This is a genomic window from Streptomyces sp. NBC_01335 (assembly GCF_035953295.1).
Lineage (GTDB): Bacteria > Actinomycetota > Actinomycetes > Streptomycetales > Streptomycetaceae > Streptomyces.
The window spans coordinates 6,626,434-6,640,503 of the sequence record NZ_CP108370.1 but is presented as its reverse complement, the minus strand read 5'-3'; the positions used below and the strand labels follow the sequence as shown (position 1 = coordinate 6,640,503).

15 protein-coding genes are annotated in these 14,070 nt (G+C 72.8%); 5 read left to right on the top strand and 10 right to left on the bottom strand.

Features of this window, described 5'->3' with window-relative positions:
• Window positions 1–37: 37 nt before the first annotated feature.
• Entirely contained in the window at window positions 38–1,774 is a 1,737-nt protein-coding gene (locus OG599_RS28350; protein WP_327178803.1) for a protein phosphatase 2C domain-containing protein, read from the bottom strand.
• A 369-nt stretch (window positions 1,775–2,143) separates the two neighbouring features.
• Here OG599_RS28350 and OG599_RS28345 point away from each other — a divergent pair, with 369 nt between their 5' ends.
• Entirely contained in the window at window positions 2,144–3,136 is a 993-nt protein-coding gene (locus OG599_RS28345) for a helix-turn-helix domain-containing protein (protein WP_327178802.1), read from the top strand.
• A gap of 151 nt (window positions 3,137–3,287) precedes the next feature.
• Window positions 3,288–3,770, top strand: a complete 483-nt coding sequence (locus OG599_RS28340; protein WP_327178801.1) for a DUF456 domain-containing protein — start codon at window positions 3,288–3,290, stop codon at window positions 3,768–3,770.
• 52 nt (window positions 3,771–3,822) lie between these two features.
• Here the strand turns inward: OG599_RS28340 and OG599_RS28335 are convergent, their stop codons facing one another.
• Window positions 3,823–4,131 carry a hypothetical protein gene (locus tag OG599_RS28335; protein ID WP_327178800.1) on the bottom strand — a complete coding sequence of 103 codons (309 nt, stop codon included), beginning with the start codon at window positions 4,129–4,131 and terminating at the stop codon, window positions 3,823–3,825.
• Window positions 4,132–4,204: 73 nt separating this feature from the next.
• Window positions 4,205–5,368: a ribosome small subunit-dependent GTPase A gene (gene rsgA, locus OG599_RS28330; RefSeq protein WP_327178799.1), complete on the bottom strand. Its 1,164-nt coding sequence runs from the start codon at window positions 5,366–5,368 to the stop codon at window positions 4,205–4,207.
• 389 nt (window positions 5,369–5,757) lie between these two features.
• On the opposite strand from rsgA, the gene OG599_RS28325 reads away from it, so the two are divergent.
• Window positions 5,758–6,258 (top strand): DUF5949 family protein, encoded by a 501-nt coding sequence (locus OG599_RS28325; protein WP_327178798.1) that lies wholly within the window; start codon window positions 5,758–5,760, stop codon window positions 6,256–6,258.
• A 196-nt stretch (window positions 6,259–6,454) separates the two neighbouring features.
• Here OG599_RS28325 and OG599_RS28320 read toward each other — a convergent pair whose 3' ends face one another.
• The 6 genes from OG599_RS28320 to OG599_RS28295 form a co-directional block, all read right to left on the bottom strand.
• A complete protein-coding gene (locus OG599_RS28320) occupies window positions 6,455–6,862 on the bottom strand; it encodes a rodlin (protein WP_327178797.1) in 408 nt (135 codons plus the stop codon).
• A gap of 119 nt (window positions 6,863–6,981) precedes the next feature.
• Window positions 6,982–7,158, bottom strand: a complete 177-nt coding sequence (locus OG599_RS28315; protein WP_327178796.1) for a hypothetical protein — start codon at window positions 7,156–7,158, stop codon at window positions 6,982–6,984.
• Between the two features lie 314 nt (window positions 7,159–7,472).
• On the bottom strand, window positions 7,473–7,883 hold the full coding sequence (locus OG599_RS28310; protein ID WP_327178795.1) for a rodlin: 411 nt from the start codon (window positions 7,881–7,883) through the stop codon (window positions 7,473–7,475).
• A 219-nt stretch (window positions 7,884–8,102) separates the two neighbouring features.
• Window positions 8,103–8,396, bottom strand: coding sequence for a hypothetical protein (locus tag OG599_RS28305; protein ID WP_327178794.1), 294 nt, complete (start codon window positions 8,394–8,396; stop codon window positions 8,103–8,105).
• Window positions 8,397–8,673: 277 nt separating this feature from the next.
• Complete coding sequence (locus OG599_RS28300) at window positions 8,674–8,907, bottom strand: chaplin (RefSeq protein ID WP_327178793.1); 234 nt, start codon at window positions 8,905–8,907, stop codon at window positions 8,674–8,676.
• Between the two features lie 325 nt (window positions 8,908–9,232).
• Entirely contained in the window at window positions 9,233–9,634 is a 402-nt protein-coding gene (locus OG599_RS28295; RefSeq protein WP_327178792.1) for a rodlin, read from the bottom strand.
• Window positions 9,635–10,276: 642 nt separating this feature from the next.
• Here OG599_RS28295 and OG599_RS28290 point away from each other — a divergent pair.
• Window positions 10,277–10,948, top strand: a complete 672-nt coding sequence (locus tag OG599_RS28290; protein WP_327178791.1) for a chaplin — start codon at window positions 10,277–10,279, stop codon at window positions 10,946–10,948.
• Between the two features lie 102 nt (window positions 10,949–11,050).
• Here OG599_RS28290 and OG599_RS28285 read toward each other — a convergent pair whose 3' ends face one another.
• A complete protein-coding gene (locus OG599_RS28285) occupies window positions 11,051–12,277 on the bottom strand; it encodes an acetyl-CoA C-acetyltransferase (protein WP_327178790.1) in 1,227 nt (408 codons plus the stop codon).
• 232 nt (window positions 12,278–12,509) lie between these two features.
• Here OG599_RS28285 and OG599_RS28280 point away from each other — a divergent pair, with 232 nt between their 5' ends.
• Window positions 12,510–14,057, top strand: coding sequence for a 3-hydroxyacyl-CoA dehydrogenase (locus OG599_RS28280; RefSeq protein WP_327178789.1), 1,548 nt, complete (start codon window positions 12,510–12,512; stop codon window positions 14,055–14,057).
• Window positions 14,058–14,070: the final 13 nt, after the last annotated feature.

Sequence of the window (14,070 nt, the reverse complement as noted above, 5' to 3'; positions counted from 1 at the left end):
ACGGTCTCCGCAGTCCATCAACCCATGGCGGGCGCGGTTACGCCTCCCAGACCGCGGCGGCGGTGCGGTCCTCGGCGTACCCGTCGATCCGGATGTGGAGGTCCGCCAGGAAGTCCGCGAGGCCGGGCGGACCCTCGGGAGCCCAGCGCGCGGCGAGTTCCCCGGCGAGAGCCGGCTCGGCACGCATCGGGTCGGCGAGTCCGGGGGAACAGAGCAGTAGCGTGTCGCCCGAACGGGCCACGGAGGCCCGGAACCTGAAGGGCTCCGGGGGCGGGGGCAGCGGGTCCTCGATGTACGGCCCCGGGGGCGTCGGGATCTGGAGGTCCAGCGTCAGCCGGTCCTCGGCGGTGTCGGGCGGGCCGGAGGCGTAGGGGTCGCGCGGCGGGGAGCCGAAGCCGACGACCGCCTCACCGGTGGCCGCCCCGCCCTCGGGGAGGGTGGGTTCGAGGTCCTGCCAGACGCCGTCGCGCAGCCGGAAGAGGCCTCCGCCGCCGACGCCGAAGAACACCCGGGTGCGGCAGCGCGGGTCGGCGGAGAGCAGCAGGCAGCGCAGCCCGACCGCGTGCTCCCGCGGGTCCAGTCCCAGTTCGGCGGCGCGGGACCTGAGCTTGCCGTACGTGCGGTCGGTGAGCCGGTGCAGCCCGGATTTCAGCTCGCCCCGGCGCCCGGCCCGGATGTCCTCGGAGAGGCGCGCGTGGCTGCGACCGACCCCACCGCCGATCCAGCGGCAGGCGTCCGCCGCCGCGAGGTGCGCCCCTTCGGCGCCCCGGGTGCCCCGGGCCACGGCGACGAGGACGAGGCCGCCCTCGCCGCTGCCGAACCGCGCGGTGAGCAGCGCGTCGCTCCGGGGTTCGCCGCGGAACCGGGCCGCGTCGCCGCGTACGGAGACGGTGCGGAGCGCGTACGTGCCGTACCGGGCACCGTCGAGGACGGTGTCGGGGACGAGTCCGTCGAGGTTGAGCGGCGTGGTGGCCGGCAGGGTGGCGGGCTCGGGCTCGTAGGCCGGCGGGCGCTCCCCGAGGTGGCCGGGAGCGTCCGGCCGGCGCCCGGTGACCGGGAGCGGCGCACCCGCTTCCTGCGGGGCGGGGCCCTTGGCGTGCCTGCCACCGGCCGTGTCGTTCCGGCTCTCCGCCGGAGGCGGGGGCGGGGGTACGGGCACGGCGAAGGTACGGGGCACGGCCGGCCCGGCGGGCGTCTCCCACGGTGCCGCGAACCGGACGACGCCGGGCGGCGACGCGGGGCCCGGGGCGGGCGGGCGCTGCGGCGGCGGTCCGAGCACCGGCGAGCGGGGGTCGGGCGGTCGCCGGTCGGGCGCGGGCGGGCGCGGCGTGGGCGGGTCGGGCGCGGGCGGGCGCGGCATGGGCGGGTTGGGCGCGGACGGGCGCGGCGTGGGCGAGTCGGGCGCGGACGGGCGCGTGCCGGGTGACACCGCGCCGCGCCAGGCGTCCGTGATGACCGTGTCCTCGTGGTCCCGGTCCGCGAGGAGGGCTTCCTCGTCGAGGTCGGCGTGGGCGTACGGGTCAGCCGGATCGTAGGGGCCGATGTCGGCGGCCCGGTCGTACGGGCCGCTGTACGGGTCGGCCGGGTCGTCGGCCGGGAACGTCGGGCCCTCGGCCGGATCCGTCGGCGAACTCACCGCGTCCGCGGCGGAGTCGAAGCGGTCGTCCAGAGTGTCCCGTGCGGCGGCGGGTCCGGTGTCCGGCGCGGCCCCGTCGTAGAGCTTGCGCCACCACTCGTCCTCGTGGTCGGTGGAGTTCTCCCCCTGCTGACTCATCCCCCTATTGTCACCGCGAACGGCGGCCCGAACCGGGACCTCGGAAAAAGACACCCGGGCCATGTCCGGCCGTTCCCGCCGGGCGGTGGGTGCCCGACGCTAAGGGCTGAGGCCGCCTGGGCCCGCCGGACTGCCCCACCCCCCACGGGAAGGGCGCCCGACGGGCCGGTCCGGGCGGCCCGCGCGACTGTTCGGCGCGTGTCCAGGGAAAACACGGAACAGCCCTCGGGTGATGCCACCTTGGCAGGGGGGCCATCGGTACGGGGATGATGGGCGCGGCGGGTTTGCGCCGTGGCCGTTTCCCGCCACGTCGGGTCCGCCGGTGCAGGTGGTGCGTGATTCACGACGTCCGGGGAGGGCCCGAGGGGAATGCTGAGTGCCATAGGTCTCGACGAACGACAGGAAGCGGCCTACCGTGCGCTGGTCGCCCTGGGGGCGGCCGAACTCCCACATCTCGCCCACCGTTTGGGGCTGCCGGAGGCGGAGACCGAGCGGACTTTGCGCCGGCTGGAGCAGCAGGGGCTGGCCGCGCAGTCGTCGGCGCGCTCCGACCGGTGGGTGGCGGCGCCGCCCGGCGTCGCGCTGGGCGCCCTGCTGATCCAGCAGCGGCACGAGCTGGACCAGGCGGAGCTGGCGTCGGCGCTGCTGGCCGCCGAGTACCGCGCCGAGGCCAGCGAACCGACCGTGCACGACCTGGTGGAGGTGGTGACCGGGGCGAACGCGGTGGCCCATCGCTTCCATCAGTTGCAGCTGGGGGCGGCGTTCGAGGTCTGCGCGCTGGTGACCGGGAACCCGATCGCGGTGAGCGGCATGGACAACGAGTCGGAGGAGCGGGCGGCGGCGCGCGGGGTGTCGTTCCGCGTGGTCGTCGAGCGCGAGGTGCTGTCGCTGCCGCAGGGCATCCTGGAGCTGTCGGTCGCGCTGGGCAGGGACGAGCAGTGCCGGGTGGTGGAGCGGGTGCCGACGAAGCTGGTGGTCGCGGACCGGGCCCTGGCCATGGTGCCGTTGACCGGCCGGAACGCCGAGCCCGCGGCTCTGGTCGTCCATGCGAGCGGTCTGCTGGAGTCGCTGATGGGGCTGTTCGAGGCCGTCTGGCGCGAGGCGATGCCGCTCCGGCTGGGCGAGCAGGGGTGTCTGAAGGAGGACGAGAGCGGCCCCGACCCCACCGACCTGGAGATCCTGTCGCTGCTGCTCGCGGGTCTGACGGACGCGAGTGTCGCCAAGCAGCTGGAGCTGGGGCTGCGGACCGTGCAGCGCAGGGTGAAGGGGCTCATGGAGCTGACGGGTGTGTCGACCCGGCTCCAGCTCGGCTGGCACGCGTACGAGCGCGGCTGGGTGGCCCGCAGCCACCCCCGGCGCTGACTCCGTACCCGGCCCCGGCCCGCCGCGGCGGGGTCCGGGCCGCCGACCTCGCTCCGGGACCGGGCGTGCCCCGTCCGGCCCGCACGACCCTTCCGACCCGTCCGACCTGCGCTGACGCGCGGGAACCCGGGGTCTCCGGCAGGCTGGTCAGATGAGTGTGTGGCAGCTCGTCGCCGTGGCCCTGGTGATGCTGCTCGGGCTGGTCGGGGTCCTGGTACCCGGCGTACCGGGCCAGGCGATCGTCTGGGCCGCCGTGCTCTGGTGGGCGCTGACCGACGTGTCGCCGCTCGCCTGGGGGGTGCTGATCGGGTCGACGGCGGTCCTGCTGCTGAACCAGGCGCTGAAACCCCTTCTGCCGCCGCGTCGGCCGAGGGAGTCGGGGGCGCCGCGCCGGACCCTGCTCGTCGGCGGGCTGGCCGCCATCGGGGGGTTCTTCGTGCTGCCGGTGGTGGGCGGGGCCCTCGGTTACGTCGGCGGTGTCTACGGCGTCGAGCGGCTGCGGCTGGGGTCCCGGAGCGCCGGCTGGGCCTCGGTCAGGTCGGTGATGCGGGCGACGGGGTACGCGGTGCTGGTGGAGCTGTACGCGTGTCTGCTGGTGGCCGGGGCGTGGCTGGGCGCGGTGGTCCTGGGCTGAGTGCCGGTGCACCCGACGGCCCAGGAACGCCCGCGCCCGTCCGCGCGGCGGTTCAGTCGCGGCGCCAGCCTTCCGCCTCCACCGTGTCGGTGTCCCCGGCGGCGAGCCTGCCGAAGAGCCGGAGCACGTCCTCGGTGGTGGCCTTCTCGATCACGCCGGGGACGAGCGAGTCGTCCTCCACGTTCTCCCAGAGCAGCAGCCCGCCCGCGTAAGCGGTCAGGGACCAGCCGGACTCGTGGGTGAGCGAGATGTCCGGGTTCTCGCGCTCCGTCTCGCCGAGGGAGACCACGGCCGCCCGTACGGCGTCGGCGTCGGGCTCCTCGACCGGAGTGCCCGTGATGTCGTACATGAAATAGGTCATGCCACTCATTAAAGGCTGTCCCCGCACGGCCGCCGGACCGGGGACCCGGCCCGGCGGCCGTGCGGAGTGACGCCTACCGGACACGCCCCCGCTTGGCCTCCATGGAGGCCCGTCCCTCCGCCCCCTTGCGCTTCCACTCGCGCAGGATCTCGGTACGGACGCGGGCGTCGGTCTTGGCGACGATCCGCTGGTTCTCGCGCAGCAGTTTGCGGTAGCTGTCGAGCCGCCGCACGGAGAGGGACCCGTCCTCGATGGCGGCGGTCACCGCGCAGCCGGGCTCGGAGAGGTGGGCGCAGTCGTGGAAGCGGCAGCGCCCGGCCAGTTCCTCGATCTCCGAGAAGACCTGACCGACGCCCTCCTCGGCGTCCCAGAGTCCGACCCCACGCAGCCCGGGGGTGTCGATGAGCACCCCGCCGTGCGGCAGGACCAGCAGATTCCGGGTCGTGGTGGTGTGGCGGCCCTTTCCGTCGACGTCCCGGGTGGCCATCACCTCCATCACGTCCTCGCCGAGCAGGGTGTTGGCGAGGGTCGACTTGCCCGCGCCGGAGATGCCGATGAGCACGCTCGTACCGCTGGAGACGAGGGCGGTGAACACGTCGACGCCCTCACCCGTGTGCGAGCTGACCGTCAGTACCTGCGCGCCGGGCGCCACGGCCGCCACGTCCTCGGTGAGGTGCGCGAGCGTCGCCGCGTCCGGCACCAGGTCCGTCTTGGTCAGGACGACCACGATCTCGGGCTGTCCACCGGCATCCGTGTCGCCGCCGAGCAGGGCGTCGCCGCTGGAGCTGGAGTGGGCGAGCGCGAGGAACCGTTCGAGCCGGCCGAGGTCGAGGTCGACCGCGAGGGACACGCAGATGACGATGTGGTCGATGTTGGTGGCGAGCACCTGCCCCTCGGAGCGCTGCGAGGAGGTCGACCGTACGAAGGCCGTACGCCGCGGCAGCAGCGTACGGACGAACAGCGGGTCACCGTCGGGGTCGACGGCCACCCAGTCCCCGGTGCAGACGATCCGCATCGGGTCGCGGGGCACGACGAAGGCGGTGTCCGCCCGCAGGGTGCCGGAGGGAGTGATCACATCGCACTGACCCCGGTCCACCCGCACCACACGACCGGGCAGGAGTCCCTGCGCGGCGTACGGGGCGAAGGCGGCGGCCCAGTCGTCGTCCCAGCCGTAGGGCGTGAGGGGGTGCGACGGGGCCGAGTGGCCGGAGAGAGCGGTCAGGGAGGAGAGAGACAAGGGGAAACCCTTCACAGGGTGGCCCCGGCAGCGCGCGCTTCGGCGCGGAGAGAGGTGAAGGTCAGCCGGTGGCCACAGGGGGGAGAACAGAGCTCGTCCGATTGCGGGCAGCGCCCGTCGCCGTGACAGTCATCAATGTCCTCACCTCCTGGTTCCTCGCCGGTGGCCGTTCGCCGACTCGGCGTCCCGTGCGGTGTCGCAGGGGAACGCTGTCCACCCTAGCCAGTCGCCCCCGGTGCCCGTCAACGCAATTACCGGGAGCCCTCCGTACATCGGCGGTCGCAGCCGTGCGTGCTCCCCGCGTCCTGCGCCGGAGTTACGCGTAAATCTCCCTCGTTCAGGTGATAAGCGTGCACAACACCCGGTCCGCCACGGTTAGGGTGCCGAGCATGACTTCCTCCCAGACGTCCACCTACCCCTACTCCCCTGCCCAGTTGGGCACCCAGATCGTGATCGGATGGAGCGGCCGGAACCCCGAGAGCGGGCACGATGTCGCCTTTCTTCTGACCTACTCCCTCGGGGACGGGCGGGACGGTCCGGTGGTCGGCGAGGCCTCCATGCGGACGGCGCTCGAACGGGCCGGCCTCAAGGTCGGCGGCGGCGTCGCGAACGCGGCCGAGCAGCCCGGACTCCAGGTCAAGCTCCTCGTCCAATCCGGCCAGGCCGTCCTGACCCTCCCCCACTTCACCGCGCAGTACCCGGCACCCGACGAGTGGCTGGCCGCCACCAGGGACCAGGGCCAGGTGTACGGCATGTTCGCGACCCGCCCCTGGCCCGAGGCGGTGCCCGGACGGCCGGTCTCGGAAGACCAGTTGCGCGCGTACGCCGCGAACCCCGAGATCGTCGCCACGTCCGCCCACTGCCTGATGCCGGTGCGCGCACTCGGCTGACCGGCGCGACTCGCCCGGACCTCCGGCTCCACCGACTCCCCCGCCCTTTCCGGCCCTTCCGGCTCCTCCGGCTCCTCCGGACACGACGATGCCCACCACCCCCCGTGGGGTGGTGGGCATCGTCACGAGCGGTGCCTCACCCGCGGGTGCGGGCGGTGGCGGGAAGAACCCCGCCGGCCGCCCGGCCGCGCGCGGGTCAGTTGTTGCCGGCGCCGTTGCCCGAGAGGACCGGGATGTCGTCCAGGACGTGCGACAGCGGCTCGTCGCCCTTGGCCTGCGTGGAGTTGTCCGCGCACTGCTGGTTCTGCGGGTTGGCCAGAACGTTGACGTCCTGGACCGTGATCGGGATGAGCCCGATCAGCGAGCCCACGTTGGCCTTGACCGGCACACCGAGGCACAGGTCGTTCAGCGTGCCCTGGATGAGCTGGTTCTGGGGGCTGAAGGCGCCCCTGGTCTCGCTGTTGCCGACCTCCGACTCGGCACCGTTCCCGTTGACCGTCGTGGTGCCGCCGTCGTTGCCGATCGCCAGGGCCATCGGAGCCGCGGCGACGGACAGGCCGATCAGGGACACAGCCATTGCCGCGCCGGTCATCATCTTCTTCATCACGCTTCACCTTTCGGAGCGTTCCGTTGTGGAACGTATTGATCAACCCCGTGCCGCAGATTCGGTTGCGCAGTACCACTCAAATGGGTTTGATCTGGCGTGAAATAGACGCCTTTGGTCTACTGTTCGGGCGATTTGCGATGATTTCGCGCCGCCGGAACGCGGGGAGCCGCGGGCACGGGCTCGTAGCCTCGGTTCGCCGCCTGCCACTCGGCGAACAGCCGGTCGTAGATGGGGGTGTCGCTCTCCGCGGGCCGCTGCCCCTGCGGCGGATTCTGACTGTCGTACTGGTCCATGGGAGAGCCCTACCCCCGCTGGGCCGCCGCGGCGGCGGGACTGCGGCATCCGGCCCAACGGCCTTACCGGGGCGGGTCAGGGAGCCCGGCCCCGTCCCGGTCCGGGGCCGTACGGGGGTCGCACCCGGCGGTGCGCCCCGCCCGTACGGCCGGGCGGGAGCCGCCGGACGAACCGCGGACACGGCGAAGGGCCTGCCCCCTCCGTACGGCCGAAGGATCGGTCGTACGGGGGAACAGGCCCCATGCGGTCGGGTGCTGATGCCCCGACGGGTACGGGGGGATGCCGTCGCGGCACCGCCCCGCACCCGTGCGCGTCAGCTGTTGCCGACGCCGTTGCCCGAGAGGATCGGGAGACCGTCCAGGATGTGCGACAGCGCCTCGTCGCCCTTCGCCTGGGTGGAGTTCTCGGTGCACTGCTGGTTCTGCGGCGAGGACAGCACGTTGATGTCCTGGACCGTGATCGGGACCAGGCCGATGAGCGAACCGAGGTTGGCCTTGGCCGGCAGCGCGATGCAGGGCTTGTTCAGCGAGCCCTGGATGAGCGCGAACTGCGGGCTCCAGTCGCCGTGGGTGGCGGAGTTGCCGTAGGACTGCACGGCGCCGTTGCCGTTGACGGACGTGGTGCCGCCGTCGTTGCCGATGGCCATGGCGGACGGCGCGAACGCCGCGGAGACGCCGACGACGGACGCCGCGACGGCGGCGGAGGCCATAATCTTCTTGAACATGGAAATGCCCTTCTCGAAATGTCTACGTGCCCGCCTGTCCGGAGCGATCTGATCAACTCTCGGATGCGGGATTGGTTGCGCCGGTTCACTCAAATGGTGTTCCGTCACCGGAAGTCGGCCTTCGGACCCGAAGTCGGCCTCCGGCGCGGACCGGTCCGGCGCAATGCCTTTTCCGCTCGGACGGGCCGGGGGAAGAGGCGGGGTTTCCGTGACCGGGTGTCAGCCGCCGAGCGAGAGTCCGCCCAGAAGGGGCGTCGCACCCTTGGCGGCGCTCTTCGCCTCACCGGCGAGCTTGCCGACGGTGCCGTCCTTCTTCATCGTCTCCGTCGCGCCGTCCACCGTGCCGCCGAGCGCGTCGACGACCTGCGGAGCGTTGTCCATGACCTGGTTCAGGCCGGTGTCGAGGCTGAAGACGGGGGCGGTGGGTGCTGCCGCGGCGGCGAACGCGGGGGCGGCCGTTCCGAGGGCGACCACCGAACCGGCAAGGAACGCGGCGGTCTTCGCGTACTTCACTTTCAGCTTCCCTTCTGGAGCGGCAGCCGTATCGGCCGCTCAGGGCGACCGCACACAAGCCTTCTTTGCTTGTGACTCCTGCCGCTTGCACCAGGACAACGAGCCCGGATGGCCCCGGAAACTGTGTGGGACGGTAATTTTCCGGACCTTCTCCGGCAAGCCCTTACCCCGTCCCCCTGGCTCGCGGGGCCGTTCTCCGCGGCGAAAGGCGAAGGCCCCGGGTCGCCGAGGCGATCCGGGGCCGACCATGAGTGAGCTCCGCTCACCCGGTCCTTTTTCAGGCGTTGACGCAGGTGTTGCCGAACGCCGGGTTCAGCAGGCCGATCACGTTGATCGTGTTGCCGCAGACGTTGAGCGGAATGTGGATCGGAACCTGGATGACGTTCCCGGAGAGAACGCCCGGGGAACCGGCGGCGACGCCCTCGGCACCGGCGTCGGCCATGGCGGGGGCGGCGGCACCCAGCGCCATCAGGGTTCCGGCGGCGACAGCGGCAACCTTGGTGTACTTCATTTTCATCCCTTTCTCGCGACGGAGTCCGAGGCGGTCACGCATTTCGTGCCGCACGAGCGTTCTGTCGATCGCTCGTCACTCCGACGCTTTCCTTCATAACGAGGAGCTGGCGGAATCGAAACTCTCACAGGAGAGATTTTCTGGAAATCCACCCGCATGGTGCGATGATCCGACGACCGTCGGCGTCGCGACAGGCACGCGGGCACGGACGGCCGTCAGGAACACTGCCGCGGAGACGGCGGAGGACGGGCCCGGGCCGGACGGGGAGGAAGGCCGTCGGCCCGGGCCCTCAGGGCTGTCCCGCAATCCCTGGCGGGCGCGTGGATCAGTTGTTGGCGGCGCCGTTGCCGGAGAGGATCGGGATGTCGTCCAGGATGTGCGACAGCGCCTCGTCGCCCTTCGCCTGGGTCGAGTTCTCGGTGCACTGCTGGTTCTGCGGCGAGGACAGCACGTTGATGTCCTGGACCGAGATCGGGACCAGGCCGATGAGCGAACCGAGGTTGGCCTTGAGCGGCAGCCCGACGCAGGGCTTGTTCAGCGAGCCCTGGACCAGGCCGAACTGCGGGCTCCAGTCACCGCGCGTCTCGGCGTTGCCGTAGGACTGCGTGGCACCGTTGCCGTTGACCGAGGTCGTGCCGCCGTCGTTGCCGATGGCCATGGCCTGCGTGGCCCCGAGACCGAGGATGGATGCGGCGACGGCACCCGTCGCCAGAACCTTCTTGATCACGATTAACCCTTCTCGTACTCGTTGCCCCGTGGAGGAGCGGCCTGATCAACTCGCTGCCCGGGCTTTGGTTCTCCGCATTCACCCGATTGCCTGGCAACCGCCTCGCCCACCTGCGGAAATGCGGGAATCGCTGCCCGTCCGAGTGGGCGCCCGACCACGCGTGCGAGCCTGCGCGGCTCACGCACGGCCCCTGCGCGGCCCCGAAGGTTCCGCTGAGGCCCTCCAGGAATTCCGTTGTATTCGTCATGGAAATCGCACCCGCGGCGCACCCGCCCCGGCCGCGGACAGCGGGACAGCGGGACAGCGGGACAGCGGGACAGCGGGACAGCGGGACAGCGGGACAGCGGGACAGCGCAGGGAAGACGCCCCCACCTTCCGGTTGTGAGGCGTTGAGGCGTGGAGGCAACCTTTTTTCGGACAGTGCGTCATTGACTGCATTCGCACGTAACCCGTTCGAGTGACAAAAACTTTCCCGCAAATCTCCGAGTTTCCATCGCGGGCGCGTTTCGTTAGGGCTGTTATCCAGCGCGCACGTGGGACGTCTGCCCCGCCAAGGTCTCCGGCCCCGGTCGCCCAGTGAAGCCCGTCCGGCATTCCTCGGACGAGTCCACTCATACGGAAATTTCCAAGGAAGAGCAGGAAATGCGACAGGTTCTGAAGAAAAACACGCTGCTCATCGCCGCCGCCACGGGGCTCCTCTCCGTCGCCGGCAGCCAGGCGTACGCCGATGCCGGCGCGTCCGGCGCGGCGGTCGGCTCCCCCGGGGTCGGCTCAGGAAACGTGGTCCAGGTCCCCGTCCACGTCCCGGTCAACGTGTGCGGCAACACGGTGAACGTCATCGCGCTGCTCAACCCGGCCTTCGGCAACACCTGCGTCAACGCGGACACGCCCGACCTGCCTCCGGTGGACCTGCCGCCCATCGATCTGCCGCCGGTCGACCAGCCCCCGGTGGACCAGCCGCCCGTGGACCAGCCGCCGGTCGACCAGCCCCCCGTCGACCAGCCTCCGGTCGACCAGCCGCCCGTCGACCAGCCCCCCGTGGACCAGCCTCCGGTGAACCAGCCTCCCACCGACCAGCCGCCGGTCGACCAGCCCCCCACCGCCCAGCCGCCGGTCGACCAGCCGCCGTCGGAGGAGCCCCCGGCGGAGGAGCCCCCGGCCGACGAGCCGCCGTCGGGTACCCCCGTCGCACCGGCTCCGCCGGAGCTGGCCGAGACCGGTGCGGCCACCACCGGCCTGGCCGCCGGCACGAGCGCCGCGATGCTGCTCGGCGGGGTGCTGCTGATGCGCCGTGCCCGGGACGCGCGCAACTGACGTACGTCGCGGGGAAGGCCCGGCCGGGGAGTGTCCGCTCCCCGGCCGGGCCTTCCGTCGTATCCGGTGGATCCGTGAAGGTACGTCCACCGGTGCGGCCGGTCAGCCGGTGACGCGCTCGAAGATCGCGGCGAGACCCTGGCCGCCGCCGATGCACATGGTCTCCAGGCCGTAGCGGGCCCCGGACCGGTGCATCTCCCGGCTGAGGGTGGCCAGGATGCGGGCGCCGGTGGCGCCGACGGGGTGGCCGAGGGAGATGCCGGAACCGTTGACGTTGATCCGCTGCTCGTGGTCCTTCTCGCCGAGACCCAACTCGCGGGTGCAGGCGAGGACCTGGGCGGCGAAGGCCTCGTTGATCTCGATGAGGTCGAGGTCGGCGAGGGTGAGTCCGGCACGCTCCAGCGCCGTCCGGGTGGCGGGCACCGGGCCGATGCCCATGGTCGAGGCGGGAACACCGGCGCGGGCGAAGGAGACCAGCCGCACCAGCGGGGTCAGGCCCAGGCGTTCGGCGGTGGCGGCGCTGGTGACCAGGCAGGCGGCAGCGGCGTCGTTCTGGCCGCTGGCGTTGCCGGCGGTGACCGTCGCCTCCGGGTCGGACTTCCCCATCACCGTGCGCAGCGCGGCCAGTTGCTCGGCGGTGGTGTCGGGGCGGGGGTGCTCGTCGGCGCTCACGGTCAGCTCGCCCTTGCGGGTCCGGACGGTGACGGGGACGATCTCCGCGTCGTACCGGCCCTCGGCGGCGGCGCGGGCGGCGCGCCGCTGGGAGCGCAGGGCGAGCGCGTCCTGGTCCTCACGGCTGATCCCGTACGTCCGGCGCAGGTTCTCGGCCGTCTCGATCATGCCGCCGGGGACGGGGTGGTGGAGGCCGCCGGCGGTGGCCCGGCCACGCGCGAGGGAGTCGTGGAGCTGGAGGCCGGGACCCTTGATGCCCCAGCGTCCGTCGTGGGTGTAGTAGGGGGCGGCGCTCATGACGTCGACCCCGCCCGCGATCACGACCTCGCTGAAGCCCGTACGGATCTGCATCGCCGCGTCCAGGACGGCTTGGAGGCCCGAGCCGCAGCGCCGGTCGACCTGCGTACCCGTGACGGTGACGGGGAGACCCGCGTCGAGTGCGGCGACCCGGCCGATGGCGGGTGCCTCGGAGGTCGGGTAGGAGTGGCCGAGGATGACCTCGTCGATCCGGTCCGGGTCGACGCCGGTCCGCGCGACGACCTCGGAGACGAGGCGTGCGGCGAGGGCGGCGGGGGTCGACTGCGCGAAGGAGCCGCCGAAACGGCCGATCGGGGTGCGCAGCGGTTCGCAGACGACGACGTCGAGCGGGTCGGTCACGGTGGGACCTCTCTCTGCGGGCGCGGCTCGCGGCCGGGACGGCGTACGCGGGCAACTGCGGGGTGGCACGGTGTCCTTCGGGCCCGAGGGTATGCGGGTGGCGCGCGCCGCTCCATGACGCCGGTCACGGTGAGGTACGCCACCGGGCCGGATCCGTTCCCGTCCCGTCCCGTCCCGGCGGCTCTGTCTACGCTGGGCCCGCCCGGACACGTCGTCGGAAGGACCCTCTGTCATGCGGATCAGGATCGTCGGTGCCGGAGCGATGGGCCGGGGTATCGCGCAGTGGGCCGCCGCGGGCGGGCACACCGTGGAGTTGGCGGACGTGCGGCCGGAGGCGGTGGCCGACGCCCTCGGCCACGTACGGTCCATGCTGGAGCGGTCGGTGGCCAAGGGGCGGCTGAGCGCGGTGGACGCCGCGGCGGCGGCGGACCGGATCGTGCCGCTGGACGACCCGTTCGCGGCCGGGCCCGGGGTGGAGCTGGTCGTCGAGGCGGTCCGCGAGGACCTGGAGACCAAGGCCGAGGTGTTCGGGAAGCTGGAGCGGGTGCTGCCCGCGTCCGCCGTGTTCACGACCAATACGTCCTCGCTGTCGGTGACCCGCATCGCGGCGACGCTCACCGACCCCTCGCGCCTGGCGGGGCTGCACTTCTTCAACCCGGTGCCGCTGATGAGGATCGTGGAGGTGGTGCCGGGCGCGGCCACCCGGCCGGAGATCCCGGCGGCCCTCACCGCGCTGGTGGAGGGGTGCGGGCACCGTGCGGTGACCGTCTCCGACACCCCGGGGTTCCTCGTCAACCACGCGGGGCGGGGGCTGGTGACGGAGGCGTTGGCGCTGCTGGAGGAGTCGGTGGCGGGTCCCGCGGACATCGACCGGATCGCCCGGGACGTCCTGGGGCTGCGGATGGGACCGTTCGAACTGATGGACCTCACCGGGCTGGACGTGACGGCCGCCGTCATCGACTCGATCTGGACCGGTTTCCGCCACGAGGACCGGCTCCGCCCCTCCTACCTCACCCCGAACCGGGTGGCCGCCGGCCTGCACGGCCGCAAGACGGACCGGGGCTGGTTCGGTTACGGGGCGCCGGGGGCGGGCGGACCCGCCCCGGAGCGGCCGGTGACGGGCGACGCCGGCCGGCCGGTCTTCCTCGCGGCCGGGGACCTGCACGCCGGCGACACGTACACCGCGGCCCTGCTCGGTTCGCTGGACGCGGCGGGGGCGCGGGTCGAACGCGGCGCGGCGCCGTCCGCGCGCGCCGTGGTGCTGGTGCCGGTCTGGGGCACCACGGTCGCCGCCGCGGTCGCCGGGCAGGGGCTGCCGCCGGAGCGGACCTTCGGGGTCGACCCGCTGCCGCCGGCGGGCCGCCGCCGGGTGCTGGCGGTGACCCCGGCGGGCGATCCGGAGGCGGCCGGGGACGCCCGCGCGGTGCTGGCCCGGGCCGCGGACGGCACCGAGCCGCACGCCGTGTCGGTGGTACGGGACACGGCGGGCTCCGTCGCCCAGCGGCTGCTGGCCTCCGTGGTCTCGGTCGCGGCGTCCATCGCGGAGCGGTCGCTCGCCACCCCGGCCGACATCGACCTCGCCGTCACCACCGGACTCGGCTATCCGCAGGGACCGTTGGCGTGGGGCGACCGGGTCGGGGCCGCACGGATGCGGGAGTTGAGCCGCGCGCTGTACGCCACGACCGGCGACCCGCGCCACCGCCCGACCCGCTGGGTCACCGAACGGGCCCAGCTGGGGCTGTCGTTGACCGATCCTGGGACGGCCCCGGAGGACTGCTGAGAGGCGCCGTGCG